Origin of the sequence: Hominifimenecus sp. rT4P-3, from assembly GCF_051055405.1 — a bacterium.
GTDB lineage: Bacteria > Bacillota > Clostridia > Lachnospirales > Lachnospiraceae > Pseudolachnospira.
In genome coordinates this window covers 3080626-3106097 of record NZ_CP167068.1, presented here as the reverse complement: position 1 = coordinate 3106097, position 25472 = coordinate 3080626, and the positions used below count along the sequence as shown (strand labels likewise).

Here is a 25472-nt window from a genome sequence, read left to right as displayed (position 1 = left end):
GGAGGAATATGTCAATGAGTACAATTTTAGGCTATCTAGCGGTTCCCTTTACGAGCCCTGGAATTCTTTTGGCACTGGCGCTCGGAACTTGCGCCGGCGTCTACGTGGGGGCAATCCCTGGCCTGACAGGAACCATGGCGATTTCCTTGCTGATCTCTGTAACCTACGGTTGGGATATGAGCATTGCGATCGCCGCGATGATCGGTATTTACATCGGCGCGGTTTACGGCGGTTCCCGTTCCGCTATTTTGTTAAACATTCCGGGCGCACCTGCTGCGGTAGCAACGGTATTTGATGGTTATCCGCTGGCAAAGAAAGGGTTGGCCGCCAGGGCGATCGGCGTGTCGACAACCCAAAGTGTGGTCGGCGGCTTGATCGGAAGCGTGTTTCTTTTGGTTTTGACGCCGGCAATCTCAAAACTGGCGGTAAACTTTGGCCCTCTGGACTATTTCCTGCTGGGCTTTATGGGAATGCTGATGGTCGGAGCCCTGGGAAATACGACCATCACAAAGGGATTGATGGCGGCCTGCTTTGGTATTTTGATCGGGCGGATTGGCCTGGATTCCATCAGCGGCATCACCCGTTTCACCTTTGGCTCGACAAAATTGATGGCCGGAGTTCCCAATGTAGTTGCGATGATCGGTCTTTACGGCTTTGCGGAGGCTCTTATACAGGTTGGGAAGGGAAAACAGGAAGTCATTCGGCAGGATGTGGATAAGATCATACCGGAGTTTGGCCTGGTGAAAAAGCATTTCTGGCTGACGCTGCGCTGTTCGATTATCGGGACCGTAATCGGCGCGCTGCCGGGAGCAGGCGGTTCCATTGCCGCTTTCCTTTCTTATGACCATGCCAAACAGACGACAAAGAACCCGGAAGTTCCTTTTGGAGAGGGAGCCATCGAAGGCGTGATCGCTCCGGAATCCGCCAATAATGCGGCGGTAGGCGGCGCGTTAATCCCGATGCTGACGCTGGGAGTGCCTGGTGACGGCGTGACGGCGGTACTCTTGGGAGCGCTTACCATGCACGGGTTGAATCCCGGACCGACGCTGCTTTCCACCAATGAGAACTTTTTCTATTTGATTGTTTCTCTGAGCTTTATTGGCAATATCTTTTTACTGTTTTTTGGCTTGACGGGAATTAAGATCTTTGCGAAATTTGTAGAGATTCCTGGAGGAAGGTTGTTCCCCATCATTGTGATTTTGACGGTGGTCGGAGCGTTTTCCACCAATAACCTGTTGACCCACGTAGGCTTTATGATGTTCTTCGGAATCGTAGGATATATTTTGAAAAAGTACGGTTATCCGGCGTCTCCGATGGTTTTAGGTATTGTTTTAGGAAATCTTTTGGAGAAGAACCTTCGGAATGCTTTGATCGTATATCGGGGCGTAGGCGGCTGCGTCAAGGCGATCTTTACCAGACCCATCACCTTGATTTTGTTTTTGATCATCGTATTTACGATTCTCTTGAAGCAGAAATGGTTCTTAAACGGAGTGGCTTCGGTGAAGAAGAAGCTGCGGGGAACACGAGGGTAAAAGCGGTTCCAGTAGACGGATTTTGGAAAAAAAGTGAGATCGATTGGCTATTCTTCATCCAAATGAAGTTCATCACGGATCGAAAAATAGTGGGTTTTACTTAATTCCAGATGGTTTGCAATCAAACGGCAGGCGGTCTCTTCCTCATTTTTTAGAATCGCCTTTACCAAAGATTGATGATATTGGAACGTAGAGTCGATAAAAAGTACTTGCTGTCCGCTATCTGCGGAGATCCGTCGGGGAGACATATCCCAAAGCTGCTGCAAATAGGTGGAAAGCCTAGGGCTCCCACAGTGAGAACCAATATAGTTTTGAAGACGGTTTGTGTATTGGCTGAGGGCGGGGACATCTTGACGTTCATAAGCATTCTGCTCGCCCACTAAAAATTCTTGTAAAACGCTGGAGTCTTCCAGCGTTTTACATATATAAGAAACTGCTTTTTGTTCAAACAAAGTGCGGATAAAAAAGTAATCTTCAAAAAAGGCGCGGGTAATATTTTTAACAAAAAATCCCCGGTTTGGAATATGTTCTACCAGGCCTTCCTTTAAAAGGATATAGATTGCTTCTCGTACCGGCATCCGTGATACGCCAAGCTGTGTGGCAATGGTATTTTGAACCAGTTCTTGGCCGGGGTGGAAGGTTCCGGAATAGATTCCTTTCCGGAGAATTTGCGCGATTCTCTCTCGGTTCGTTAACGGCTTTGCCAAGTCCTTCATCTGCCGTATCCTCTCTTTCTATCGGTAATTCTTATCCTATCAAAAAGTAAAACAGAAGTCCAGAAATCCAGGGAAGAATTTCTTGAAGAGAGATTCTTCCTTTTGTCAGTTGACAAATCTGCGGGAGGGTGTTATAGTACGAATATAAAATATCCAATATCCAATATCCGAAGTAAAGACTTAAATCGAGAGCACTATACTTTGGGTTAGAGGATGAGAGAGGAGAGACGATGGAGATGAAAAAAAGTTACCCGTTAAAAGCAGATTCTCCGCTGGTGCAGAAAATTCTCGTGTTTTTGCCCATCGGCATCTTGACCATGTCCATGATTGCCATGAACAACTCGATGAAAAATCTGCTGAATTTCCGGCTGGAGGAAGTGAACATGCCGGGCATTTATGCCATCATGACAACGCTTCTTAGCCTGAGCACCACCATAGCCGGCCCCATTGGAGGAAAACTTTCGGATGTACTGGGGAGAAAAAAGACTGCTTTGATTGGCGTTGGTCTGTACGCGATTGCGACATTTCTCTTAGGTACCGTTCCCAATGTGGCGGTCATGCTGGCTGCTTATGTAGTGTTAGGCTTGGCCTTTGGCACGGTGAATCCTTTGTCCAGCTCTATGGTGGCGGATGTGATGGATAAGGATGATGTGCCAGCTTTTATCGGCTATGCCCAAGGGCTGATGTCTTTTGGTTCCATTATTATCCCCTATTTTTCCGGCTGGCTGTCGGGGATGTTTGCCGCGGGTACGGCGATCAATAGCTTGCTGATCTTCTCGATTCTTAGCTGGGTGGCGATATTGGCTCTTTACCCGGACATGAAAACCGCCGAGGGAGAGAAGAAGCACGATCGTTTTGACTGGGCCGGCCTGGCGCTGATGTTTTTCTTTGTCGCCCCTCTGTCCATTGGGTTGACCTTGGGTGGGAAGCAGATTCCCTGGCTTTCTATCTGGTCGCTGCTGCTTTATCTCTGCGCAGTTATATGCCTGTGTCTGTTTGTCCGTCGGATGAAAACAGCGGAGAACGCTCTTATTAATATAAAGATGTTTTCCATTAAAGGATTTATCCCGGTAATCTTGATCGTTATGTTGTCCAACCCGACCGTAACCCTTATTGGTTCTTATTTAATCAAATATGCCCAGGGAGTGCTTGGCTTTACGGCGGCCCAGACGGGCGCATGGAGTGTACGCCGTTTTGTGCCGGTGATTTTATCCCCGCTGATCGGATATTGGCTGTCCAAAAGTCTCAATAAAAACAAGAATTATAAGATTGCTTTGGTCGTAGGCGGGTTTGTGGAAATTCTGTCGGTGGCGCTGCTGTTTTTATGCCTAAAGGAAGGAACGCCGGGCTGGCTGATTCTGTTGTCCCTTTGCCTGTTCCAGGGGGGAGCTGCTTTTGAGAATAGTCCAACAAAAGCTCTGGTTGCCAGCTCTATGCCGATCGATATGAGAGGGTCTGGCCTTGCGATTCAAAACTATTCTGCCACTTGTGTAGCTACCATCTATACAGCGGTCGCCGGAGTGCTGTACAACTCTCTTGACTTTACCACAGCGATGGTATGGATGATTGGAATCGCGCTGGTTTGCCTGTGCCTGCGGCAGATCATTGCTTTCACCAAGCTAAATGATTTAAATTTGTAAGAAGGAGTGGTTTCGATGTTACCAGATATGCAATGGGACGGAATGCAGTTTCCGTCCAGTATTCCGGAGGAGCAGGGGATTTTCTCCCGCTCCTTCCTTAATTTCTTTGCGGATATTCAAAAGGAAGGGATTGAACTTCATAGTTTTCATGTGATTCGCCATAATCACATGATTGTAAGATGCGTGGCAAAGCCGTTTACGGAGGACAGCCCTCACCGCATTTATTCCTCGGCCAAGGGAATCCAGTGTCTGGCGGTCCTTTTCCTCGTTCAGGAGGGGAAGCTGCGGCTGGAAGATAAGGTGGTGGAGATTTTTGCAGACGAGCTGCCGGAGGAAATGGATCCTCGGATGAAGAGTATGACGGTAAGGGATCTTTTGACCATGTCCAACGGCCATCCGCGCACAGGCTTTTACGAGATGAGGAACACGGATAATTGGATTCAGGCCTTTTTGGGCCAGCCTCTGCTGCGGCAGCCAGGAGTGAAATTCGAGTATAATAATGCGCCGCCTCATTTGGTTTGCTGTATTCCGCGGGTTTTGGCAGGTCAAAATATGTTAGAATACTTAAGACCCCGCTTTTTTGAACCGCTGGGGATCGAAGATCTATGCGAGACCTGCCTGGATCCGGCTCACCCGGAGGATTTGGAACCAACCACCCAATGCCTGTCTCCCTTGGATTTTGTGAAATTTGCTCAGTTTTTCTTGCAGCATGGTTCCTGGAACGGCGTGCAGCTGCTGCGTGCAGATCTCTGTGATTTGGTCGGAAAACGGTATTTTCCGTCCCAAGATTTTTATCCGGATCAACCTTGCAACCAATACGGCTTTGGTTTGTTTTGCTATGGATGCAGTTTCGGCGGGTATCGTTTTAGCGGCGGGTATGGCCAGCAGGCGATTGTGATTCCGGAATTGGATATGGCATGTGAATATATGGCCAATGAAAACCAGGATAACGCGCAAAAGATCATCGATCTATTTGAACGGCATATTGTCTGCGGCTGCCATGAGGCGCCGGTAAAAGCGGTGGAAGAGGACGTGAGAGATCTTCAGGACCTGACAAAGCGGTACAGTCTAGCGCCAGCGGGAAGCGTCCGTTCGCCCCGACAGGAAGAATGGGATGGGAAAACCGTGGTATTTGACGAGAATCCACAGGGGATTGAGTGCGTGACGTTTTCCTTAGGCAAAGAGGTTGCGGTGGAGGTGATCCGCAATGGAAAGCGGGTGTCCTGTGTCTGCGGTATGGATGGAGAATGGAAAGAAAATACGGATTTTCCTCTTCTTCCTGCGGCCAGTTCTCTCAGCGCGGTCATCAAGGGCTATGAGCCGGCAAAGATTTTAGGATATGGGCCGAACCAGCCGTGGCTGCTGTCCGCAGCATGGACAGGGGAACAGGTACTTCAAATCAATGCCCGGAGAATGGATTTGATGTGTATGGTGACGCAGAGCTTTACTTTTGCAGAAAAATCCGTTTCTGTTCGGATTCATCATCATTTTTTGCCGGGGAATCAGACGAAGAATCCAGATGTTATTTTGACGGGTCCTTATGCAAAAGCTTAAACCGCGCTTCGGTTTCCCGGTATTTTAGGTAGTTTTCCTTCGCTACGTCGAGGTGGCGGCTGGTTCGCTCGATGGCATCTTCGACATCTCCCTGTATCAGCGCTTGAATCAATTGGCAATGATACTGGTAAGTGGCCTTTACAAACAGCGTTCTAGCCTCGTCATCCCGGGAATAATGGCGGGGCGACGCCTCCAAGAGCTGCAGCAGATAGGATTCCAGCAGGGGGCTTTGGCAGGCATGATACAGGTATTCCTCCAGACGCTTGCTGCAGGCGCTGAGACGAGGGATATCCTGCGCCTCATAAGCAGCCTGCTCTTCCTCCATATATTGGGAAAGAAGTTCCGGATCGACGCCTGTCTGACAGGCATAGCGAATCGCCAGGCCCTCCAGCCATTTACGGGTATCATAGTAATCGTCCAGGAAATCCACAGAGAGTTCCTTGACATATGCGCCTTTTTTGGGGATATAGTCGATCAGCCCTTCTCCGGCCAAAAGCTGAAGGGCTTCACGGACCGGGGTACGGGAAATGCCCAGCTCGCCGGCTAAGTGATCCGGATTTAATTCGGATCCTGGCGGAAAGGCCCCGGAAAAGATGTTCCGGCGCAGTTCTGCCAGGACCTGATTCCGGGCAGGTTCATTTTTGATCGGTTCTAACATAAGCATACCCTCGCGTTCATTGGTCTACAGCTATTATAGTAGATGAAAGGAAAAGAGGCAAGAAAGAAATCTGTGTAAGAATGCTGTCGGAAGCGAACGGCAGTGTTCTTGTACAAAGAGAAGGAGTGGGTAAACATGGGAGCGGCAGAACGAGGCTTGATCATATTTGCCATCTGCATTTTTCTTTTTTTGACAGAGTGGATTCCGATGGCGACGGCCGCCATTCTTGGCTGCATATGGATGGTGTTGTTTCAGGTGGCGGAGTTCTCAGAGGTATTTGGACAGTTTTCTTCCAGTTCCGTGATACTGGTGGTTTCCATGATGATTTTGGGAGACGCCATGTTCCGAACCGGAGTGGCTGGAAAAGTAGGAGCGGTGATCTTTCGGTTTTCCGGAGGATCCGAACGGCGCCTCTTACTGCTTTCCGTCTGCCTGGCGGCCGTTGTATCAGCTTTTTTGTCCAATGTGGCCACTTTGGCCATGTTTATGGCCGTGTTTGGCAATATTCAAAGAGAAAATGAGCGTATGGATTTGCGGAATTTAATGCTTCCGGTCAGTATGGCCTGTGTGGTAGGAGGCGCGGCTACCCTGGTTGGTTCGGCTCCGCAGATGACGGCGCAGAATTTGCTGCTGGAGGCGACTGGGCGCGGCTTTCGTTTTTTTGACTTTAGCTTTGTCGGAATCGCACTTGTTCTTGTTTTGGTTGTTTACGTGACGGGAGTTGGTTATCCCCTTGGAAAGAAAATCTGGGGAGGTAGCGAGGCGCCGGAACCGGCATGGGAAACAAAAGGCGCAGAAGGGCCTGCCGGATGTGGAAGACAGATCGTGATGCTGGCAATCTTCGGGGCTGTGGTGATACTTTTTCTGTGGGAACCGGTTCCACTTCCGATCATCGGAGCGGGAGGCGCGGTTTGCTGCATTCTTTTTCGGTGTACGACCCAGAAAGAGGCGATTGAGGCGGTAGGGTGGAGCAGCGTCTTGAAATTAGCCGGATGCCTGGGGCTTATGCAGGCGGTCCGGCTAAGCGGCGGCGGCCAGCAATTGGCCGAGTGGATTTTCGCTTTGATCGGAGATGAATTTTCTCCATGGTTTCTCTTTGTCTGCGCAGTCGTTCTCACCCAGCTGCTCAGTGAATTTTTGACCAATGGGACCGCCCTTGTCATCGTGCTGCCGGTGGTGCTATCGATCTGCGAAGCAAAAGGCTTTGGGCCGTACCCCTTTGCGATGGGAATCACCTTAGCTTCTTCCATCGCGCTTTGTACGCCTTTGTCCAATACGCCCTTGACCATGGTCGGCGTCTATGGATACCGTTTTCGCGATTACGTGAGGTACAGTCTGGGACTGGATATTCTGTTAGGGATAACAAATATTCTTCTGGTGCCGGTGTTTTTTCCCTTTGAATAAAGGGTTTCCAATTTTTGTAAGCCTGAAAGATCAATTTCCTCCTTAAGAGGCGTTGATGACCAAGCTGGGCGTGAGCAGATAATAAGCTTCTCAATTTTTTTTAAAACCGCTTGCAATTGCCCGCGAAGTGTGCTACTCTATAGCCAGAGATTGAGAGAACGAGAAGAGATAGTAACTATATAGCGACTGAGAGTTTGAGGAAAGTGAGTGTATATTCGCTTTCCTTTTTTTATTCTACAGGAAATTCCGATGGAATTTCCTGTAGAATAAAAAACGCTCCGCTTTCGTTTGAAAGGAGAAAGGAATGAATATTGTAACTTACAGCGGATTTGCTTATTTGCTGACGATTGCCTTGTCCTATCTGGTAATTGGGATCATTGTGGCAACGGATTGGATGTTCCGGAAGCGGAATAAGAAAAAGGAGGAAAAGTAGCATGGATTTTTTGTCACAGCTTTTTCCGGGAATCGGAACATTTTTTCAGGAGGATCTTACCATTGCGGCGGCGCGCCTGATCCTGATTGTACTTGGCTTTGTTTTGGCCTATCTGGGCTTTACCCGTAAGCTGGAACCTCTCATCATGATTCCCATGGGAATCGGTATGATTGCCGTTAATGCAGGGCAAATGTTTCTGGAAGGCGGCGGGATTGGAACTTTGTTTTTGGATCCCTTAGTCGGCGACGCTGCTGGTATCATGGATGCGATTCAAGTTAACTTTTTGCAGCCAATTTATAATCTGACATTCAGCAACGGACTGATTGCCTGCTTGGTATTTATGGGAATTGGCGCTAGGAGCGAGATTAGTTTTCTGCTGGCCAGGCCTTGGACCTGCATTACAATCGCGCTGTTTGCGGAACTTGGCAGCTTTGTGGCACTGATTTTGGGGGTGTCGGTCTTTCATCTGGATGCTGGCCAGGCGGCAGCTATCGCAACGATCGGAGGCGCGGACGGGCCGATGGTGCTTTTTACGTCCCTGATGTTGTCGCCGGAAATTTTCGTGCCGATTTCGATTATTGCCTATTTGTATTTAAGCTTAACTTACGGCGGCTATCCGTATCTGATCCGTTTGATCGTCCCGAAGAAGTATCGGGGAATTGATGTGGAAGTATATCCGCCGGATGTACCGCAAAAGACCAAATTTATTTTTATTATCATTACCTGCGGCGTATTATGTCTGCTCCTGCCGATGGCTTCTCCCTTGATTTTTTCTTTCTTTGTCGGCGTGGCGATTAAAGAAGCGGAAGTGCTTCCTTATCAGAAAATGCTGGAAAATGGAATCACCTATATGTCCACCTTTTTCCTGGGGTTATTGTTGGGAACGCTCTGCGAGGCGTCTACCATCCTAAATCCGGTGGTAATCGTCATTCTGGCGCTGGGTATTTTAGCGCTGGCGGTCTCAGGAATTGGCGGCCTTTTGGGCGGCTGGCTGTTTTACAAAATAAAGAAGGGTGATTTTAACCCGGTGATTGGCATTGCCGGAGTTTCCTGTGTGCCTACGACTGCAAAATTAGCCCAGCATGCGGCGGAGGAAGAAAATCCATTCGCGATGATTTTGCCGGTAGCCATGGGCGCCAATATCTGTGGTGTGATTACAAGCGCGATTGTGGCCGGCGTATTTGTATCGACAATTTCTTTGATACAATAAAAGAACAAGAAAGAATTTGGCAGAGAAAAATTCTCTGCCTGCGGCGCGGCAGGAAACGGACTTGAAGGAAGAGGAAAGCCGTGGTATGATTTCCGCATACAGGATTGTTTGAGAGAAGGAGAGGAATCGAATGAACCGTTCAGAGTATGAGAGCAATTACTGGGAGGGAATCGGATACCGCGCTATGAGACTGGCATTGACACGAACCCTAGCGGAAGAAGAAGCTGTGAAAGCAGACTTTGGAAAAGAAGGGTGGAAATTGGTGGTGACGGAAGTGGGAGGAAAATCCAGCAGAGACTTCCAGGAAAAAATAAACCGAGCCGTGGTAGGCGCCAGTCTGAACAGCGCGGTGATTGAGAAGCTTCCCCATGAGATGCATGCGTTGCTTCATGCCTGCGAGGAGGCAAAACGGGGCGTGTTTATCAATGTGGCCTCCGATACCGATCTGGCTTTGAAGGTCGCGATTATCCGAAAGCAGCACTGGCTGGCAGTGGCGATGTTCGGTGAATCCGCGATTCACCCGATGTCCAGCCACGAACGCTGCGGGCTTGGCGTGATGAATGTCTAAATAGATAGCGGGGAGGAGCTTCCCTGGAAGATGAAAATTGTATATGGATGAGAGTATGAGGATAGTTCCCGCACAAGGGGATACTATCCTCTTTTTATTCAATAGGAAATTTCATTGAAACTTCCTATCGAATAAAAAGCGCCCTGCTAGGGGCATAAATGCAAAGGAAAGGAGTTTTAACCGATGGAATGGTGTCGTCAAAAAGAAGATAGAAAGCGACGGTTGGAGCAGGGAGACCGCTACCGGACAGAGGGAAAGCTGGTAGCGGCCAGACAGACCGGAAAGCTGCTGGAGGCGGTTCTTCGGCCGGGGGATCGAGTCTGTCTGGAGGGAAATAATCAAAAGCAGGCGGACTTTTTGGCCGAAATGCTGTGCCGGGTAGACCGGGAAAAAGTACATGATCTTCATCTGGTTCAGTCCGCGGTAGCGATGAACAGTCATATTCAGCTGCTGGAGAAAGGAATTGCAAAAAAGATTGATTTTTCTTACTCTGGCCCTCAGGCGGCAAAGCTGGCGGAATTGGTTCAAAATGGGAAATTGGAATTGGGATCCATTCATACGTATTTGGAGCTATTTGGCCGATATTTTATGGATTTGGTTCCGCGGGTGGCCCTGGTGGCGGCGGTGGAAGCGGACCGCGAAGGAAATCTTTACACTGGTTTTAATACGGAGGATACGCCGGTAGTAACGGAGGCTACCCACTTTAAACAGGGAATCGTAATCGCTCAGGTGAACCGGGTGGTGGACCGGCTGCCGCGGGTGGATATTCCCGGCGATTGGGTTGACTACGTGGTGGAAGCGCCCCGGCCGTTCTATGTGGAACCATTATTTACCAGAGATCCTGCGCTGATCACGGAAGCCCAGATTTTGCGAGCGATGATGGCGATCAAAGGGATCTATGCAGAATATGGCGTGCAGCGGCTGAACCATGGAATCGGTTTTGATACGGCGGCCATTGAGCTGTTGCTGCCTACCTATGGGGAACAGCTGGGACTGAAAGGAAAGGTTTGTTCTTATTTTGCGCTCAATCCTCATCCGACCCTAATTCCGGCGATTGAATCCGGATGGGTGAAGAGTATCCACTGCTTTGGCGGGGAGCTGGGGATGGAAGAATACATCGAAAACCGGCCGGATATTTTCTTTGTCGGTCCGGACGGCACGCTGCGCTCAAACCGTGCGATGAGCCAGGCAGCCGGACATTACGCCTGTGATATGTTCATCGGGAGCACCTTGCAGATCGACGAGGAGGGGAATAGCTCCACCGCTACGGCCAGCCGTATCGCAGGCTTTGGCGGCGCTCCGAATATGGGATGCGATGCCAGAGGGCGGCGCCATGGAAGCGACGCGTGGCTGAAGTGTGGGCAGGAAGATGGGATGCGGGCGCAGTCCCTGGGGCATATGCCGCGGGGACGCCGCCTGGTCGTTCAGATGCAGGATACTTTCCGGGAAAAGATGGTTCCCGGCTTTGTGGAAGAGCTGGACGCTTGGAAACTGCAAAAAGCGGCGAATCTCCCCATTCCACCGGTCATGATTTATGGAGACGACCTGACCCATATCGTCACAGAGACGGGGATCGCCTATCTTCACCGCTGTACTAGTATCGAAGAGCGGACCGCCGCAATCCGTGCGGTGGCGGGATATACGCCGGTAGGGCGAAAGGCAGACGGAAAAAAGACAAAGGAACTTCGTCAGAGAGGTATCGTGAAAACGCCGGAAGATTTGGGGATCGACCGGACGATGGCTAACCGGAGTTTATTGGCGGCAAAGAGCGTTCGCGAGCTGGTAGAGTGGTCAAAAAACCTATATCATCCGCCGGCTCGGTTTAAAACGTGGTAGAGGAGGGCGATATGACATTACAGACATTAACGTATACCTTTTTCGGGAGAAAAGGAAACACCATCGCCAAGGAATGGAGTCATACCGGCGTGGTAGGCTCTGGAGATTTGGAAATTCTGATGGAGCAAAAATCGATGGAAGGCGCGGTAGACGTACAGGTGAGCACACCGGTTCATGGTTTTGAGTATATTTGGGAAATGGTGCTGCAAAATTTTGTGGAAGAAAATGCGCTGGGAGACCTGTCCATTTCAATCAACGACAACAATGCGACCCCTTTTATCGTGTCGCTTCGTCTGACACAGGCGCTGAAAGAAGCGGGAGGAATTCTTTCTGGAGATGAAAAAGGGGACGCCGAAGGAAAACAGGGGAAGGAGGGACAGGAGTCATGAATAACCAGAGCTTTTTTTCGGCTACCGCCAGACAGCGTGCGACCGGCCTGGTGGATGCTGGAACATTCCGGGAATTCGCGGGCCCCAGAGATCGACTGACAAGCCCGCATCTTCCGATTTTAGGAGAAGCGGTAGCTTTTGACGACGGCGTAGTGACCGGCGTCGGAAGGATTGGCAGGCATCCGGTTTTTGTGATTTCCCAGGAAGGCCGTTTTATCGGAGGCGCAGTCGGGGAGATTGGCGGCGCGAAAATGGTTGGAATTTTCCAGCTGGCGCTGGCCGAGTATGAAGACTGGAAAAATTATGGTGAAAAAGAGGTCTGCCGTCCGGCTGTGCTCCTTTCCTTTGAGACCGGAGGCGTGCGCCTTCATGAAGCGAACGCAGGGCTGCTGGCTCATGCGGAGGTGATGGATCAAATCCAGCGTTGCCGGGGGAAGATACCGGTATTAGCGATCATTGGAAGCAAAGTGGGATGCTTCGGCGGGATGGGATTTGTCGCCGCGGCGACGGACGCTGTGATTATGAGTCCGGAAGGCCGGCTGGGGCTGACTGGTCCGGAAGTAATCGAACAGGAAATCGGAAAAGAGGAGTTTGACGCCTCTGACAAATCTTTGATTTCCAGGACGACCGGAGGAAAGCATAAATATCTGATGGGCGACTGCAACGTATTGGTTCCCGATTCGATGAAAGCTTTCCGGGAAGCGGTTTCAGAAATTTTGAAAAAGCCTTACGATGAAATTGCCCGCTATCGCAGGATTGGTTCCGAAGCTTTCGTGGAAGAACAATTGGAATTGGCGGAATGGCTGGCGGATATCGCTCCCTCCGATTCCATGGACGTGTGGAAAGCGTTTGGAAACAGAAAAGCAGAGGAACTGCCGGATATGGAGGTAGAAGAGTTTTTGAACCAGGCGGTTCCAAGAAGGAGGGCAAAGCAGTGACAGAGACGTTGATTGGAAAAGGCAGGGAGGCAATCGAATGGCTGCTGGATTCCGATAGTTTTCAGGAAAATCAGGCGGCGGAAAGAACTTTCCCGGAAAATTTTGGACCTGGAGCCGTAGTAGGGAACGGGCGTCTCGACGGGCAGGAGGTGGTAGTCCTGGCCAACGACGCGCAGGCAATGAATGAAAAATTTCCTGTCGTTTATTTCGGGGTAATCGGCCTGGAAGAAGCGTATAAAATGGCTCTTGCCGTTTATGCCGTTCTGAAAGCCGATCGGCAAAAACCCACGGACGAAAAACGCCCGCTTTTGCTGATTGTAGATACGCCCGGAAATGCGCCTGGAAAATTAGAAGAAATCGCTGGTATGAATAAAGCTACAGGCGCCTATCAGCTGGCGTTGGCGGAAGCTAGAATGGCGGGTCATCCGGTGATTGCCGTTGTGATCGGGCGGGCCATCAGCGGCGCCTTTCTTTGCCATGGATTACAGGCGGATCGAATTCTCGCGATGAAGCCGGAGTTTGGTACGATGATTCATGTCATGCCGGTCAGCAGTATCTCCCGAATTACAAAGCTGGATATCGAGCAGCTGGAAGAACTGTCAAAGACAAACCCGGTTTTTGCGGCAGGAGCAGATTTCTTTTACCGCCTGGGAGGCGTGGAGGAAATCTTAGATTCTGTAGAAGACATTCGCCCTTCGGTGAGCCGTCAGATCAAAGCGTTGAGGAAGGAAAAGGAACAGGGGAAGACGGGCCCTTTAGGGCGAGCCATCCTTGGCGAAGAGCGGGGTGGGCGTGTTTGGCGGTCCCGGGTGATTCGGAAAATGGAGGAGGAGTTTGCGGATTTCGCAGACGATTACCGCCCATGGAGAGCGGACGCCGATGGGAAGTAAAGAAGATTCGGAAAGAAACGCGGGGAACGCAGCAGAAGCCTTTTCTTTATTGGAAAAGATGGAGAGAATTTACCGGACAGCCCCTGATTTTTCTGAGATGGAGCGGCGTAGTCTAAAGGACAAAGGGATGAATGGACCGACGGCTGCTCATGTCCGCGAGGAAGTACATGTGCCGAAAAATTATGCGTATTTCACGTTTACCACAGGAACCAGCGCGTTCCAGACGCCCGTGGGCGTAGTGCCGGAGGAACTGCCGGGGAGAGCTTTGGTGTCAAAAGAGGTGTTTCGGCGTCTTGGTATCTTCGAGGGAGCAAGAATTTTGGTAACCTATGCTCCCCTTGTCGCGGTGTTTTCTCCCCAAGGGCTAAGGAGCGCAGGGGTTCAGCCTTTATTTTTAGAACGATCGAGCCGGGAAAGCCTCATTCTTGATTGGTGTCGAAAAAACGCGGAGGTTACGATCGGAGAATCTTCATTTCTGCGGGCGGCATTAGAGGACGCCCTACGGTTGGGACTTGGTAGTTTGCTGCCGGAGAGGATGATTCTTCTTGCTGCCGGGACGCCCTTAGATCCAGCGCTGCCGGGAGTTTTGAGGGAGTTTCACGGCTGGGAGGTTCATGACCTTTACGGCTGTCAGGAGTTTGGCTGGCTGGCTTTAGACGGCGTTTTTCTGCGGCGGGATATCCGTTTGGTCTCTCACCCGGAGGAACCGGAGGTGGTCTATCCGGTGGTTGGCGGCCTGGCCGTTGGAGATGGATTTCAAAAGGGGCGGCATTGTCTGAATCGGGAGGGAGCGCTGGCGACTCATGCCCGGATAGAGAGCGGGCGAACTTGGGAGACAGAAATTTTGTCTTGTCCGGTGGAACATATTTTGACGGCGCGCCGGGCGGCGAAGAGTATCCTGCGTATGAAAAGCCGAATTGTCCGGGTTTCGGAAATCTTTATTCCCGGAGAACAAACACGGCTGAAGCTGATCCCGGATGGCAGGCAGTCGGACGGCGTTTTTCTGGAGGGGCCGGAAGCGACGGGGCTTCTGGACTCGCTTTTAGAAGCCCAAAAGCAATATCAAAAAAATCCAAAGAGGGATGGAACATGGATCAAGCGCTGAGCAAGGTAAATCGGCACGATTTTGTATATGCAGACTTGAGCGGACGGCTGTATGCCTTCGGTTATAGTAAAGGGGAGTGTCCAAAAACCTGGCTGCCCCATTTAGAAGAATTGATATTAGAACGTCCGGCGGGAAGTCCGGTACCCGCGATTGTACGCCGTCAGGAAAAACCGGAAGAAGGGAATTTGCAGGTGGGATTCTCTTCTTGGCTTTTTCATCAAGGAAGCCGCTTCCGCGTCCCCACCGCGCTTCCCCTTACCACGGTGGAACGGGTTCTTACGCCCTATGAGATCTTGAAAATGGAAGCGCGGTGGCCAGCCGCTTTGACAAGCGTGCTGGCGGAAGTAAGAAAGCAGGAAGAGCGATATCAGGTTGCGGTTGGTTTGACAGGGGCGGCCGCTATGGAACTTTTAACAAGAAAGCCGTATCTGCATGAAGGGTCCGATGTGGATTTGATTGTAGATCAAAAGGAGAACGGCGATTTGGAAGGATTTTTTTCGGCGTGCGTTTTTCTTTCCAGGCAGTTTGATCGTCCATTGGATTTGGAGCTTCAGCTTCCGGACATCGGGGGCGTGAAGCTGGCAGAGTGGCTGTCCGATCAGAAGACTGTCTTGGTGAAGGGATTTCAGCGAGCGGAAATCCGGCTAAAAGCGGAGCTGAAAGAAAATAGAAAATAGGAAAAGAAAGGAACAAAAAATGGAAATCAAAACAAGAGTACCTGGAGTCATTACGGAAGTGAAGGTAAAAGAAGGGGAGCATGTGGAGGTAAAGACTCCGGTCGCGACCATCGAAGCGATGAAAATGTTTCAGCCGGTACTTTCCCCGGTGGCGGGAACCGTGGCTGAGATACTGGTAGAGGAAGACCAGCGGGTAAAAGGCGGAGAAGTACTGATGGTGATTGAGGAGTAAAGAAGCAAAGAGGGAGGGGATCTATACGCGGGTCGCCCTCCCTTTTGACACCCGAATCTTAACCGGAAATTCTTTGTTCAGGCGAGCCCTACAACAGATCCTGGCTGACCTTTTTCAGCTCTTCCCGGATCGCAATGTGCTGCGGACAGGCTTCCTCACATTTTCCGCATTCAATACATTCATTGGCACGTTTCAGGCCATGGCCGCCGACCAGCCAGTTTTCCTGCCCTACGGCGCGTTCCTTATCATGATATAAAGTAAGATAGTTCATCGCGGTGAAAGAACCGGAGATACCGATCTGCATCGGACAGACTTTGGCGCAGTAATTGCAGGAGGTGCAGGGAATCAACGGAATCCGGCTTAATTCTTCCTGCGCTTTTTTCAGCGTTTCTTTTTGTTCGGCGGTAAGCCCGGTGAAGTCTTTCATATAAGACAAGTTATCTTTCATCTGTTCGACATTGCTCATGCCGGATAATACGGTGATGACACCGGGAAGATCCGCGGCAAAGCGAACGGCCCAGGAGGCTACGGAGGATTCTGGTTCCGCGTCCTTTAAAATTTTTGTGACAGATTCCGGCGGCGTTGCCAACATCCCCCCTTTGACGGGCTCCATGATGATGACAGGCTTTTCGTGCTTTCTGGCTACTTCGTAGCAGCGTCTTGCCTGGATGGCCGGGTTTTCCCAGTCCGCGTAATTAATTTGAAGCTGGACAAATTCCATCTCCGGATGTGCCGTCAAGATTTCCTCCAATTCTTCCGGCGTGGAATGGAAGGAAAAGCCAACGTGTTTGATGAGACCGGCCTTTTTCTTTTCCTGCACCCAATTCCACATATCAAAATCGTCAAAATAGTGGGAGCGTGCCTCTCCCAGATTATGGAGCAGATAAAAGTCAAAGTAGCCGGCTCCTGTCTGTTTCAGCGAAGTATCAAACTGGGCATAGGCTTCTTCCTTTGTTTTACAGTTAATCCAGGCCGCATTTTTCGTGGCAAGCTGGAAGCGTTCTCTTGGATAACGCTCTACCAGGGCCTGGCGGATCGCGTCCTCAGAGCCTGCATAGGCCCATGCTGTATCAAAATAGGTAAAACCCGCATCTAAAAATAGGTCTACCATTTCTTTGGTCTGTTCGATATCGATGACATCGTTTTCTTTCGGCAGACGCATCAGTCCAAAACCCAGTTTTTTCACGTCGTCTCCTAAATAACTCATATGTTGCCTCCTCGCTTTTTTATGATGATGACGCCGTCGGACGTCACGTTGGTGTTTTCTTGTTATGGCTCGATCTGCCCGGCGAATTCCAGATAGTGATCGGGGTGACAGCCATAAAAGTTTTCAAATGTCTTTACAAAATGGTAAGTAGTCTTGTAGGCCAGCCTCCGGGCGATTTCCTGGGAAGGCATATTTTGATTCAAAATATAGGTGCGGGCCTCGCGCATCCGGCAGTAAATGAGATAGTGGATCGGGGACGTATGGTACGTTTTTAGAAAAATCCGGGAAATGTGGGATGGACTTAAATTAAATTCCCGGGAAAGATCTTCCAACGCAACGGGCTGATCCACGTGGTTTTGAAGGTAGCGCAAAATATCGTTGGCATAAACCGGCGTATAGGTCGAGACGCTTCGTCCGGAACGCTGAAACTCGTCGGTCGTTATCTGTAGGATAGAAAGAGAAATCGTTTGGATGGTTTCGTCAATTTTGCCATCGGTATCGCTGGAAAGGGAAAGAATGGTATCCATCAGCTTCTGAATCAACGGAACTTTTTCCGGACTGATTACCGTAGCGGTGCCCAGGGCTTCCAGCTGCCTTTGGATAGGAGAACAGGAGGCACGGAAGCGGATCACATAGTATTCCATCTCCTGGTTTTCACTGGCTTTTCCATAACAGTGGGCCACTTTCGGCGGAATAATGGTAATCGAACTTTCCACAAGCGAAAGAACGGTTCCAGGAAGATTTAAGATACCGGAACCGTGCATGATGAAGGAAATTTCATATTCATCTTCATGAATGTGTGGATACTGTATCCAGGGAAGGGGCCTTTGCAGATGGCCTACCTGCGTGATGTGCATGAACGGCGTCTGGCAAAATGGGCTGTTTTCCATCCCTGGTTTCTCGTAGATATACATAAGGAAAACTCCTTCCAAAGCAGAAGGGGAAATACGGATAAGCGATTCATTCTTTTGGTATCGTACCATAAAATCTTTTTGTTGGCAAGAGAATATATGTTCTAAAAAATGTGATAATATTTTTGCGATATGTGATAAGAATTTTGCAATATACCCGGTAAAACGGCGGATAAGCAAGAAAAATGCAAAAATGAGGGAGGATTTTAGAGTGAGATGAGAGCATGATTTTTGCAAAATATGATATGCTTAAAAAAATAATACAGAGGGGAGCAGAGAGGAAAATGCGGATAAGAAAAAAAGTAGATCATCATGAAATGCAATATGATTTTTAGGGATAGAAGGGGGTGTAAGGATGAAAAAAACAATTCGTTGGCTGGACGAACATTTTGAAGAGATGCTGATGGTAATTCTCTTGGCGGTCATTACCTGCGTCATCATGCTTCAGGTTATCATGCGTTATTTTTTCCGCAGCGCTATGGCTTGGCCGGAGGAGTTGAGCCGGTACTGTTTTGTGTGGTCCGGATTACTGAGCGCCAGTTATTGTGTTCGGAAAAACAATGCGATTAATCTGGATATTTTAACGTCTATTCTTCCCAAAGGTATTGCAACGGTTTTGGATTATCTGGCCAAATTTTTGCTGTTGGGAACCTATGGATTTTTTTTCTATCAATCCATTTTTTTGGTACAGGCGACGGTAGCGTCAAAAACGCTTAGTACGGCGCTTCGTCTTCCTCTTCAGTATGTGTATGCCAGCTGTCTGGTTGGGTTCGGACTCGGAACCATTCGCCAGGTTCAGAATATTATTTTGACCATAAAGCATGGTCCGGAAGCAAAAAAGAACCGCGGTGAGTTGGAGACAGAAGAGGAGGTAGGATAAGCATGATTGGTATTGTATTCGCCATGTTTTTTGTTTTAATTTTTCTGGGGGTTCCGTTAGCGGCCTGCACGGCGCTGCCGTCTATTTTTCCTTACGCAATGGATCCTACGTTTACCGGAAACTATCAGTTTGTGCTGCGAGCCGTGGTCAGTGCGTTGGATTCCACGTCGCTGATTGCCATTCCTTTGTTTATGCTTTCCGGCTCTATCATGGCCAGAGGTGGACTTTCCAAGCGGCTCTTTGATGTGTTTGCCTATTTTATCGGAGAGGCAACCGCTGGAATCCCTTGTGCGGTGGTAATCACCTGTTTGTTCTACGGAGCAATCTCTGGTTCCGGTCCGGCCACAGTAGCGGCGGTAGGGACCATGTGCATTCCGATTTTAACAAAACTTGGATATGATAAGATCTTTTCTACCGCTTTGGTGGCGACAGCCGGCGGTCTGGGGGTGATTATTCCGCCCAGTATCCCGTTTATTGTCTATGGCGTAGCCTGTGGCGTTTCGGTAGGAGACCTGTTCCTTGCCGGAATTATTCCTGGTATCTTAGTCGCTTTCCTTCTCATGCTGTACGCATATATCTATTGCAAACGGAAAGGGGAAGATAAGGAAAAGATCCGTGCGAATCATCAAGAGCTGAAAAGAAAAGGATGTCTTGGCGTTTTAAAAGAAGGCTTCTGGGCATTGCTGACGCCGGTCATTATCCTGGGAGGAATTTACAGCGGCATTGTTACGCCGACGGAAGCCGCCTGCGTGTCCATTTTTTATGCTATTTTTGTCTGCCTGGCGTTTTATAAGAGCGTAAAAATAAAGGAGCTTCCCGCATTTTTTGCAGGGGCAGTAAAAAGCTACGCGCCTATGTGCCTGCTGCTTGGATTTGGTGGTGCTTTTGGAAAAATTCTGCATCTGCTCCGTGCACCGGAAATTATCTCGGAATTTTTGACGTCTGCCATTGACAGCAAGATCGTATTTTTACTGCTGATTAATATTGTGTTCCTGTTTTTGGGCATGGTGGGAGAGACCACTTCCGGGATTGTTATCATGGGGCCGGTGATTTTAACGGCGGCTGAGAGTTTTGGCGTCAGCCCGATTCATTTCGGTGTGATTTTGATCATTAACCTGGCGATCGGATTGGTCAGCCCGCCGATCGGTGTCAATCTTTTTGTGGCAGCGCCCTTGGTCGGAGAATCCCCGATGCGGATTGCCAAAGCAGCAGTGCCATTGATGCTTTTTTTCCTGGCGGCATTACTGCTTGTGACATTTATTCCGCAGCTGTCCTTGATGTTCTTATAGGAATTCCTGCTTCTTACATACGTTCAAAAGGCAAGAATGCAGAAATTATAAATGGTGAATGGAGGAAGAAAATGAAAAACGGAAAAAGAATGATGGCTGCCCTCCTGGCGGCAATGATGGCCCTGTCCGCAGTTGGCTGCGGTGGAGACAGTGAAACCACAGCGGCCGCCAAAACGACCGCGCCGGCGGAATCTGCGACAGCTGCGGCAGATACCACTGCGGCGGCCACAGACGGGAGTGAGACGGCATCCCAGAGCCAAGGTCAGAGTGCAGGTACGATGGACCTGGCGAAGGCCGCAAAAGGGGAGTTAACCGCGGCAGAACTGGGAGTGGAAGTGACCAGCACGGATTCGGTAAAACTGGTATGGGCCCACAATGGTTCTTCCCAGTCTGCCAGCTCGAAGGGCTATGCTTACCTGGAAAAGCTGATCGAAGAGGGGAGCAATGGAAACATCCAGGTGGAGGTTTACCCGGACAGCACTCTCGGTACGGCTACAGAAATCAATCAGAACTTGAAAGCAAACACGATTCAGATCGGCTGTGGAAATGTTGGCGGCCTGGTGGACGATACATTGGCTTATTTTGATATGAATGGGGCAATGACCAGCCGGGAGGATGCGCTAAAGCTGACAGCAAGCGGAACCGAAGTTCGCCAGTATACAGAAAATGCTTTTAACAACCTTGGCTTTGAGCTATTGATGCTGACGCCCTATGGTTTCCGCGTAACCAGCTCCAACAAAGCGCTGAATACGTTTGACGATTTGTCTGGACTGGACATCCGTATAACGGAAAATAACGTACAGATGGCTTTCTGGAAAGCGTGCGGGGCCAATCCGACTCCTCTGGCCTTCAATGACCTTTACGTTTCCTTACAGCAAGGTTTGGTAAACGCACAGGAGAACCCTTATAATACGATTGTAACCAATAAGTTTTATGAGGTGCAGGAGTATGTGACAGAGACAAATCATCAGATGTTTGTAGCGGGAATCTGGATGAATAAAGCTTGCTATGACGGGCTGCCGGATGATTATAAAGCGTTGATTAAAGCGGCGTCGGCAGCAACGGAAGCTTATTTGTATCAGACAGGCGTAGACGAAGAGGAAACGGCGAAGGCCGCTCTGACGGATGCAGGAATTACATTGATTTCATGGACCGAGGAAGATTATGCCAAGGTTTTGGAAGCAGGAAAGAGCTGCTGGGATTTGATTCGGGAATTGGCGGGCGACGAGCCGGTTGAACTGGTGATGAAGTCCCTGGGGATCCAGTAAGACGTAAAAATAGAGAGTAAAGGAAGCTGCTGCAAATGGAGAAATTAAACTCTGCAGCAGCTTCCTATATAATAGGAGGTTTCATGTTTCATGGAAGAGATCATTGTTGCCGCTTCCTGCGGAAGTATACGTGGAAATAAGACGGAGGGCGGCTATCAGTTCCTGGGGATTCCTTACGGCAAAGTGGCCCGTTTTCGGGCGCCGGAGCCCGTGAGCTGGCGGGGGGTGAAGGATTGCCGGAACTATGGTCCGAAAGCTCTTCAGCCCAATTATCTTGGCGTAAAACCGGAGGGCGTACCGCTTTTGGTGCAAGGCTCGGAGGATTGTTTGAATTTAAATGTGTGGACAAAAAGTATAGATCGTGAAGCAAGGCTTCCGGTGGTGGTTTATGTTCACGGCGGCGCTTTTCAGATCGGGAGTAATGCGGTACCTGGGCGGTCAGGGGATCGATTTATGGAGGACGAGGCGATGGTCTTTGTGTCTGTGAATTATCGACTGGGCGTACTGGGATTTCTCCAATTGGGAGAGGAATATGAAGAGACATACGCGCCGTCCGGAAACAATGGAATGAAAGACCTCTTGTTAGCAATTCGGTGGGTGCGGGAGAATATTCGGGATTTTGGTGGGGAACCGTCGTCCATTACTTTTTTAGGGATCTCGGCTGGAGCCAAGGCGATCGCTTCTTTAATTACACTGCCGGAAGTACAGGCAGTTTGTCATCGGATGGTACTGGAAAGCGGAGCCATGCAGGCTTTTCGCAGTAAAAAGACAGCGGATGAAATCTATCGCCGCTATTTGGACTATCTGCCGAAGGGTGTGTATTTGCCGGAAGTTTCCGGCGCAGAGCTGATTCGGGCGCAGGCGGCGTTTTGCGGCAGAGAGGGATCGACTTGCTTTTTTGGTCCGGTATTGGATGAGGAATTCTTTTCTTCCCAGTGGAAAAACGATTGGCGGCAGGGCCTTCGATGGAGCGGGAAGGCAATCATCGGATGCGGAAAGAGGGAATTGGTGCCGCTTACGGAAAAGCCAGCCTTCGCAGCTCATAGGGAGCAGATTTTACAGGATTTATTTGGCGACAATAGCCCGGTAGCCTGGGAGAAATATCGGGAGTTAAAGAGACAGGGAAAGAAAGACGCGCAAGCATGGGGAACCGTGCTGTCGGACTTTATGTATCGGTCTTACAGCGATGGCTTGGCGAGACAGCTGGAGCAGGAAAGAAACCAGGTTTGGTGCTATTCTTTTGAATATCCACCAGCTTTCCACGGGATGGGGTTCCACTTTTTGATGGATCAATGGAATTTACCGGTATTTGGCGTACAGGAAGAGCAAATGGAAGAAGTAAGGTCTTTGGCAGCACTCTTTCGGTCAGCGATTCGAAAATTTATTCTTTCCGGAGATCCAGGGACAGAGCGTTTGCAATGGCCGCAGTATGAGGGAAAAAATAAAATGATTTTTGATGCTATCCCTCATATGGAGAGCCGTCGGCACGATACGTTAGAGGGATTTCCGAAACAAGTTTTTTGTTTGGAGAAAAAGCATGCGGTATCGACATAAAAAAGCAATCAACTACTTGACGGGCAAGCATTCTTGTGGTATATTTACAGAACACGTCGGAAGATTTAGGTCTTTTTTTTGTGTATAAAAAAGACAAAAACCAATAGAACAATCCCAGTGGAGGTAAAAGAGATGCGCGTAAAGATCACCTTGGCATGCACCGAGTGCAAGCAGAGAAATTATGACATGATGAAGGAAAAGAAAAACCATCCGGAGAGAATGGAAACCAAGAAATATTGTAAGTTCTGCAAGACTCATACGATGCACAAAGAAACGAAATAAATTGTCGTTTAATAACCGTCAGATGGAATAAGTCGTATATATAAGAAAGGTTTGGGCCTATGGGAGAGAATACGAACGAAGCGGCTCCGAAAGAAAAATCGGAAAAAAAGGAAAAGAAAAACCACTTCAAAAATTGTAAGGCAGAATTTAAGAAGATTGTCTGGCCGGATAAAAAGAAAGCGGGAAAGCAGACATTTGCCGTCATCCTTTCCGGCGTATTCCTGGGTGTCCTGATTGCCATTCTGGATACGGTGATTAAATTTGGTCTTGGCTTTATTTTATAAGGGCAAAGGGTGATTGTATGGCAGAAGCAAACTGGTACGTTGTGCATACCTATTCCGGATATGAGAATAAGGTAAAGGCAGACTTAGAAAAGACCATAGAGAACCGGAAGCTTCACGACGAGATTTTGGAAGTGGCTGTGCCGATGCAGGATGTGGTAGAGCTGAAAAACGGAGTGAAGAAAACGGTCCAGAAAAAGATGTTTCCTGGATATGTTCTTATTAATATGGTCATGAACGACGATACCTGGTATGTCGTTCGCAACACCCGCGGTGTGACTGGTTTTGTAGGGCCGGGCAGTAAGCCGGTTCCGCTGTCGCCGGATGAGATGTACCATATGGGTATTGCAAACAACGATCTGGTGATTGATTTCGAGTTGGGCGACACGGTTACCGTGATGTCCGGAATCTGGGAAGGCACCGTTGGCGTCATCAAAGCGATCAATGAAGGGAAACAAAGCGTTACCATTCATGTCGATATGTTCGGCCGGGAAACCCCGGTGGAACTGAGCTTCGAAGAAGTTCGCAAACTTTAAACACATCCGTTTTGCGGATGAAGTGTGGGAGGGGGCTCCGCCCCGTCAAACACCACCATCGGCCCATGGGCTGAAGAAAATAGGAGGAAAGCCAAATGGCAAAGAAAGTAACTGGTTACATCAAATTACAGATCCCTGCTGGCAAGGCAACCCCGGCGCCGCCGGTTGGTCCCGCTTTGGGTCAGCACGGCGTGAACATCGTACAGTTCACCAAGGAATTCAACGCGAGAACCGCAGATCAGGGCGATCTGATCATCCCGGTTGTGATCACGGTTTATGCGGACAGAAGCTTTAGCTTCGTCACCAAAACCCCGCCTGCAGCCGTTTTGTTGAAGAAGGCTTGCAAGATCAAATCTGGCTCCGGCGTCCCGAACCGCACGAAGGTAGCTACGATCAAGAGATCGGAAGTTCAGAAGATTGCGGAACTGAAGATGCCTGACCTCAATGCCGCTTCTATCGAGGCAGCTACCAGCATGATTGCCGGTACGGCCAGAAGCATGGGCATTGTAGTAGAAGACTGATAGGAGGGGACGCAGATGAAAAGAGGAAAGAAATATGTAGAAGCTGCGAAAGCCATCGACCGTGCCACTCAGTACGATACCGCAGAGGCGATTGCGTTGGTAAAGAAGACAGCAACTGCAAAATTTGATGAGACTGTTGAAGTTCATATTCGTACAGGCTGCGACGGCCGTCATGCCGATCAGCAGGTTCGTGGCGCTGTTGTACTGCCTCATGGAACCGGTAAAACCGTTCGCGTTTTGGTATTTGCCAAGGGCGTAAAGGCAGATGAAGCACAGGCTGCCGGAGCAGATTATGTTGGAGCAGAAGAACTGATTCCGAAGATTCAGAACGAAGGATGGCTGGATTTTGACGTTGTTGTGGCGACGCCTGATATGATGGGCGTGGTTGGACGTCTGGGCCGTGTTTTGGGACCGAAGGGCTTAATGCCCAACCCGAAGGCTGGTACGGTTACGGTAGACGTGACCAAGGCGATCAACGATATCAAAGCTGGTAAGATTGAGTACCGTCTGGATAAGACCAATATCATTCACGTTCCGGTTGGAAAGGTTTCCTTTACCGAGGAGCAGCTGGCAGATAACTTCAACGCTCTGATGGGCGCGATCATGAAGGCGAAACCCGCGGCTGTAAAGGGCGCTTATCTGAAGAGCGTGACCATGAGCTCTACCATGGGCCCTGGCGTTCGCATGAATGCGACGAAGTTGATGAACGCATAAGTTTTCATTGACAGCCACAGGAAACTGTGCTATCGTATTTTACGGAAGATTTCAAGGAAATTTTCCATAGAATAAATTTAAAAGGAATGACCACTGCCGAAGACAGCAGGTGCCGTAAGGCGTAAGGAGCGATCCGCCTGCCGAGGAAAGGAAATTCGCATAAGCGTATTACCGCCCTTCTGTCTTTGGATGGAAGGGCGTTTTTGGATATGATTCAAAAGCAATCCTTTTCGACAGAGGTACTCCC

At 49.5% G+C, this 25472-nt stretch carries 27 protein-coding genes and 1 other annotated feature; of the genes, 23 read left to right on the top strand and 4 right to left on the bottom strand.

All coding sequences use genetic code 11. The features are described 5' to 3' along the window. Positions 1–14: 14 nt before the first annotated feature. Complete coding sequence (locus ACCC71_RS14350; protein WP_434310308.1) at positions 15–1532, top strand: tripartite tricarboxylate transporter permease; 1518 nt, start codon at positions 15–17, stop codon at positions 1530–1532. Between the two features lie 47 nt (positions 1533–1579). Here ACCC71_RS14350 and ACCC71_RS14345 read toward each other — a convergent pair whose 3' ends face one another. Further along, positions 1580–2248 (bottom strand): GntR family transcriptional regulator, encoded by a 669-nt coding sequence (locus ACCC71_RS14345; protein WP_434310307.1) that lies wholly within the window; start codon positions 2246–2248, stop codon positions 1580–1582. Positions 2249–2478: 230 nt separating this feature from the next. Between ACCC71_RS14345 and ACCC71_RS14340 the strand changes: the two genes are divergently transcribed. Both ACCC71_RS14340 and ACCC71_RS14335 read left to right on the top strand, forming a co-directional pair. After that, positions 2479–3888, top strand: a complete 1410-nt coding sequence (locus ACCC71_RS14340) for an MFS transporter (protein ID WP_434310306.1) — start codon at positions 2479–2481, stop codon at positions 3886–3888. A 15-nt stretch (positions 3889–3903) separates the two neighbouring features. Then, positions 3904–5442, top strand: a complete 1539-nt coding sequence (locus tag ACCC71_RS14335) for a serine hydrolase domain-containing protein (protein ID WP_434310305.1) — start codon at positions 3904–3906, stop codon at positions 5440–5442. Here ACCC71_RS14335 and ACCC71_RS14330 read toward each other — a convergent pair. Next, positions 5411–6100, bottom strand: coding sequence for a GntR family transcriptional regulator (locus ACCC71_RS14330; protein WP_434310304.1), 690 nt, complete (start codon positions 6098–6100; stop codon positions 5411–5413). The two genes, ACCC71_RS14335 and ACCC71_RS14330, sit on opposite strands and share 32 nt — an antisense overlap. A 135-nt stretch (positions 6101–6235) precedes the next feature. On the opposite strand from ACCC71_RS14330, the gene ACCC71_RS14325 reads away from it, so the two are divergent. The 11 genes from ACCC71_RS14325 (at position 6236) to ACCC71_RS14275 (ending at position 15782) form a co-directional block, all read left to right on the top strand. Continuing rightward, positions 6236–7504 (top strand): SLC13 family permease, encoded by a 1269-nt coding sequence (locus ACCC71_RS14325; RefSeq protein WP_434310303.1) that lies wholly within the window; start codon positions 6236–6238, stop codon positions 7502–7504. A 304-nt stretch (positions 7505–7808) separates the two neighbouring features. Continuing rightward, positions 7809–7937, top strand: coding sequence for a hypothetical protein (locus tag ACCC71_RS14320; protein WP_434310302.1), 129 nt, complete (start codon positions 7809–7811; stop codon positions 7935–7937). A gap of 1 nt (position 7938) precedes the next feature. Beyond that, the gene (madB, locus tag ACCC71_RS14315; RefSeq protein ID WP_434310301.1) at positions 7939–9147 is read left to right on the top strand and encodes a Na+-transporting malonate decarboxylase, carboxybiotin decarboxylase subunit; all 1209 of its coding nucleotides are present in this window, start codon (positions 7939–7941) and stop codon (positions 9145–9147) included. A gap of 130 nt (positions 9148–9277) precedes the next feature. Further along, a complete protein-coding gene (locus ACCC71_RS14310; protein ID WP_434310300.1) occupies positions 9278–9715 on the top strand; it encodes a HutP family protein in 438 nt (145 codons plus the stop codon). A gap of 183 nt (positions 9716–9898) precedes the next feature. Further along, entirely contained in the window at positions 9899–11551 is a 1653-nt protein-coding gene (gene mdcA, locus ACCC71_RS14305) for a malonate decarboxylase subunit alpha (RefSeq protein WP_434310299.1), read from the top strand. Between the two features lie 11 nt (positions 11552–11562). Next, positions 11563–11940 carry a malonate decarboxylase acyl carrier protein gene (gene mdcC / locus ACCC71_RS14300; protein WP_434310298.1) on the top strand — a complete coding sequence of 126 codons (378 nt, stop codon included), beginning with the start codon at positions 11563–11565 and terminating at the stop codon, positions 11938–11940. After that, entirely contained in the window at positions 11937–12878 is a 942-nt protein-coding gene (locus tag ACCC71_RS14295; RefSeq protein WP_434310297.1) for a biotin-independent malonate decarboxylase subunit beta, read from the top strand. The genes mdcC and ACCC71_RS14295 overlap by 4 nt, the downstream gene beginning before the upstream one ends. Continuing rightward, the gene (gene mdcE / locus ACCC71_RS14290; RefSeq protein ID WP_434310296.1) at positions 12875–13768 is read left to right on the top strand and encodes a biotin-independent malonate decarboxylase subunit gamma; all 894 of its coding nucleotides are present in this window, start codon (positions 12875–12877) and stop codon (positions 13766–13768) included. Before ACCC71_RS14295 ends, mdcE begins: the two co-directional genes overlap by 4 nt. Further along, positions 13713–14873 carry a hypothetical protein gene (locus ACCC71_RS14285; RefSeq protein ID WP_434310295.1) on the top strand — a complete coding sequence of 387 codons (1161 nt, stop codon included), beginning with the start codon at positions 13713–13715 and terminating at the stop codon, positions 14871–14873. Before mdcE ends, ACCC71_RS14285 begins: the two co-directional genes overlap by 56 nt. Beyond that, positions 14858–15550 carry a malonate decarboxylase holo-[acyl-carrier-protein] synthase gene (mdcG, locus tag ACCC71_RS14280; RefSeq protein WP_434310294.1) on the top strand — a complete coding sequence of 231 codons (693 nt, stop codon included), beginning with the start codon at positions 14858–14860 and terminating at the stop codon, positions 15548–15550. The genes ACCC71_RS14285 and mdcG overlap by 16 nt, the downstream gene beginning before the upstream one ends. A 19-nt stretch (positions 15551–15569) precedes the next feature. Continuing rightward, positions 15570–15782, top strand: coding sequence for a biotin/lipoyl-containing protein (locus ACCC71_RS14275; RefSeq protein ID WP_434310293.1), 213 nt, complete (start codon positions 15570–15572; stop codon positions 15780–15782). Between the two features lie 88 nt (positions 15783–15870). On the opposite strand, the gene ACCC71_RS14270 is transcribed toward ACCC71_RS14275, so the two are convergent. Further along, the gene (locus ACCC71_RS14270) at positions 15871–16989 is read right to left on the bottom strand and encodes an aldo/keto reductase (protein WP_434310292.1); all 1119 of its coding nucleotides are present in this window, start codon (positions 16987–16989) and stop codon (positions 15871–15873) included. A gap of 62 nt (positions 16990–17051) precedes the next feature. Next, complete coding sequence (locus ACCC71_RS14265; protein ID WP_434310291.1) at positions 17052–17903, bottom strand: AraC family transcriptional regulator; 852 nt, start codon at positions 17901–17903, stop codon at positions 17052–17054. Between the two features lie 352 nt (positions 17904–18255). Between ACCC71_RS14265 and ACCC71_RS14260 the strand changes: the two genes are divergently transcribed. The 9 genes from ACCC71_RS14260 to rplA all read left to right on the top strand — a co-directional run bounded on the left by ACCC71_RS14260 (position 18256) and on the right by rplA (position 25225). Further along, the gene (locus ACCC71_RS14260) at positions 18256–18780 is read left to right on the top strand and encodes a TRAP transporter small permease (protein WP_434310290.1); all 525 of its coding nucleotides are present in this window, start codon (positions 18256–18258) and stop codon (positions 18778–18780) included. Between the two features lie 2 nt (positions 18781–18782). Beyond that, complete coding sequence (locus ACCC71_RS14255) at positions 18783–20069, top strand: TRAP transporter large permease (protein WP_434310289.1); 1287 nt, start codon at positions 18783–18785, stop codon at positions 20067–20069. Positions 20070–20140: 71 nt separating this feature from the next. Continuing rightward, positions 20141–21337: a TRAP transporter substrate-binding protein gene (locus ACCC71_RS14250; protein WP_434310288.1), complete on the top strand. Its 1197-nt coding sequence runs from the start codon at positions 20141–20143 to the stop codon at positions 21335–21337. 90 nt (positions 21338–21427) lie between these two features. Beyond that, complete coding sequence (locus ACCC71_RS14245; protein ID WP_434310287.1) at positions 21428–22891, top strand: carboxylesterase family protein; 1464 nt, start codon at positions 21428–21430, stop codon at positions 22889–22891. Between the two features lie 132 nt (positions 22892–23023). Beyond that, a complete protein-coding gene (rpmG, locus tag ACCC71_RS14240) occupies positions 23024–23173 on the top strand; it encodes a 50S ribosomal protein L33 (protein WP_434310286.1) in 150 nt (49 codons plus the stop codon). Between the two features lie 59 nt (positions 23174–23232). Continuing rightward, positions 23233–23457 carry a preprotein translocase subunit SecE gene (gene secE, locus ACCC71_RS14235; protein WP_434310285.1) on the top strand — a complete coding sequence of 75 codons (225 nt, stop codon included), beginning with the start codon at positions 23233–23235 and terminating at the stop codon, positions 23455–23457. Positions 23458–23474: 17 nt separating this feature from the next. Continuing rightward, positions 23475–23990 carry a transcription termination/antitermination protein NusG gene (gene nusG / locus ACCC71_RS14230; protein WP_434310284.1) on the top strand — a complete coding sequence of 172 codons (516 nt, stop codon included), beginning with the start codon at positions 23475–23477 and terminating at the stop codon, positions 23988–23990. 95 nt (positions 23991–24085) lie between these two features. Continuing rightward, positions 24086–24511: a 50S ribosomal protein L11 gene (rplK, locus tag ACCC71_RS14225; protein WP_434310283.1), complete on the top strand. Its 426-nt coding sequence runs from the start codon at positions 24086–24088 to the stop codon at positions 24509–24511. 15 nt (positions 24512–24526) lie between these two features. Continuing rightward, positions 24527–25225 carry a 50S ribosomal protein L1 gene (rplA, locus tag ACCC71_RS14220; RefSeq protein WP_434310282.1) on the top strand — a complete coding sequence of 233 codons (699 nt, stop codon included), beginning with the start codon at positions 24527–24529 and terminating at the stop codon, positions 25223–25225. A 78-nt stretch (positions 25226–25303) separates the two neighbouring features. Beyond that, positions 25304–25440, top strand: a sequence feature (ribosomal protein L10 leader region). Positions 25441–25472: the final 32 nt, after the last annotated feature.

Excerpts from the sequence above, each read along its gene's own strand:
- ACCC71_RS14250 (WP_434310288.1), top strand. The coding sequence starts at position 20,141 with ATGAAAAACGGAAAAAGAATGATGGCTGCCCTCCTGGCGGCAATGATG.
- madB (WP_434310301.1), top strand. The coding sequence starts at position 7,939 with ATGGATTTTTTGTCACAGCTTTTTCCGGGAATCGGAACATTTTTTCAG.
- rpmG (WP_434310286.1), top strand. The coding sequence starts at position 23,024 with ATGCGCGTAAAGATCACCTTGGCATGCACCGAGTGCAAGCAGAGAAAT.
- ACCC71_RS14295 (WP_434310297.1), top strand. The coding sequence starts at position 11,937 with ATGAATAACCAGAGCTTTTTTTCGGCTACCGCCAGACAGCGTGCGACC.
- ACCC71_RS14310 (WP_434310300.1), top strand. The coding sequence starts at position 9,278 with ATGAACCGTTCAGAGTATGAGAGCAATTACTGGGAGGGAATCGGATAC.
- ACCC71_RS14265 (WP_434310291.1), bottom strand. The coding sequence starts at position 17,903 with ATGTATATCTACGAGAAACCAGGGATGGAAAACAGCCCATTTTGCCAG.
- rplA (WP_434310282.1), top strand. The coding sequence starts at position 24,527 with ATGAAAAGAGGAAAGAAATATGTAGAAGCTGCGAAAGCCATCGACCGT.
- ACCC71_RS14245 (WP_434310287.1), top strand. The coding sequence starts at position 21,428 with ATGGAAGAGATCATTGTTGCCGCTTCCTGCGGAAGTATACGTGGAAAT.
- rplK (WP_434310283.1), top strand. The coding sequence starts at position 24,086 with ATGGCAAAGAAAGTAACTGGTTACATCAAATTACAGATCCCTGCTGGC.
- mdcC (WP_434310298.1), top strand. The coding sequence starts at position 11,563 with ATGACATTACAGACATTAACGTATACCTTTTTCGGGAGAAAAGGAAAC.
- ACCC71_RS14275 (WP_434310293.1), top strand. The coding sequence starts at position 15,570 with ATGGAAATCAAAACAAGAGTACCTGGAGTCATTACGGAAGTGAAGGTA.
- mdcA (WP_434310299.1), top strand. The coding sequence starts at position 9,899 with ATGGAATGGTGTCGTCAAAAAGAAGATAGAAAGCGACGGTTGGAGCAG.
- ACCC71_RS14335 (WP_434310305.1), top strand. The coding sequence starts at position 3,904 with ATGTTACCAGATATGCAATGGGACGGAATGCAGTTTCCGTCCAGTATT.
- ACCC71_RS14270 (WP_434310292.1), bottom strand. The coding sequence starts at position 16,989 with ATGAGTTATTTAGGAGACGACGTGAAAAAACTGGGTTTTGGACTGATG.
- ACCC71_RS14320 (WP_434310302.1), top strand. The coding sequence starts at position 7,809 with ATGAATATTGTAACTTACAGCGGATTTGCTTATTTGCTGACGATTGCC.
- secE (WP_434310285.1), top strand. The coding sequence starts at position 23,233 with ATGGGAGAGAATACGAACGAAGCGGCTCCGAAAGAAAAATCGGAAAAA.
- ACCC71_RS14330 (WP_434310304.1), bottom strand. The coding sequence starts at position 6,100 with ATGTTAGAACCGATCAAAAATGAACCTGCCCGGAATCAGGTCCTGGCA.
- ACCC71_RS14345 (WP_434310307.1), bottom strand. The coding sequence starts at position 2,248 with ATGAAGGACTTGGCAAAGCCGTTAACGAACCGAGAGAGAATCGCGCAA.
- ACCC71_RS14255 (WP_434310289.1), top strand. The coding sequence starts at position 18,783 with ATGATTGGTATTGTATTCGCCATGTTTTTTGTTTTAATTTTTCTGGGG.
- ACCC71_RS14350 (WP_434310308.1), top strand. The coding sequence starts at position 15 with ATGAGTACAATTTTAGGCTATCTAGCGGTTCCCTTTACGAGCCCTGGA.
- mdcG (WP_434310294.1), top strand. The coding sequence starts at position 14,858 with ATGGATCAAGCGCTGAGCAAGGTAAATCGGCACGATTTTGTATATGCA.
- ACCC71_RS14260 (WP_434310290.1), top strand. The coding sequence starts at position 18,256 with ATGAAAAAAACAATTCGTTGGCTGGACGAACATTTTGAAGAGATGCTG.
- ACCC71_RS14340 (WP_434310306.1), top strand. The coding sequence starts at position 2,479 with ATGGAGATGAAAAAAAGTTACCCGTTAAAAGCAGATTCTCCGCTGGTG.
- nusG (WP_434310284.1), top strand. The coding sequence starts at position 23,475 with ATGGCAGAAGCAAACTGGTACGTTGTGCATACCTATTCCGGATATGAG.
- ACCC71_RS14325 (WP_434310303.1), top strand. The coding sequence starts at position 6,236 with ATGGGAGCGGCAGAACGAGGCTTGATCATATTTGCCATCTGCATTTTT.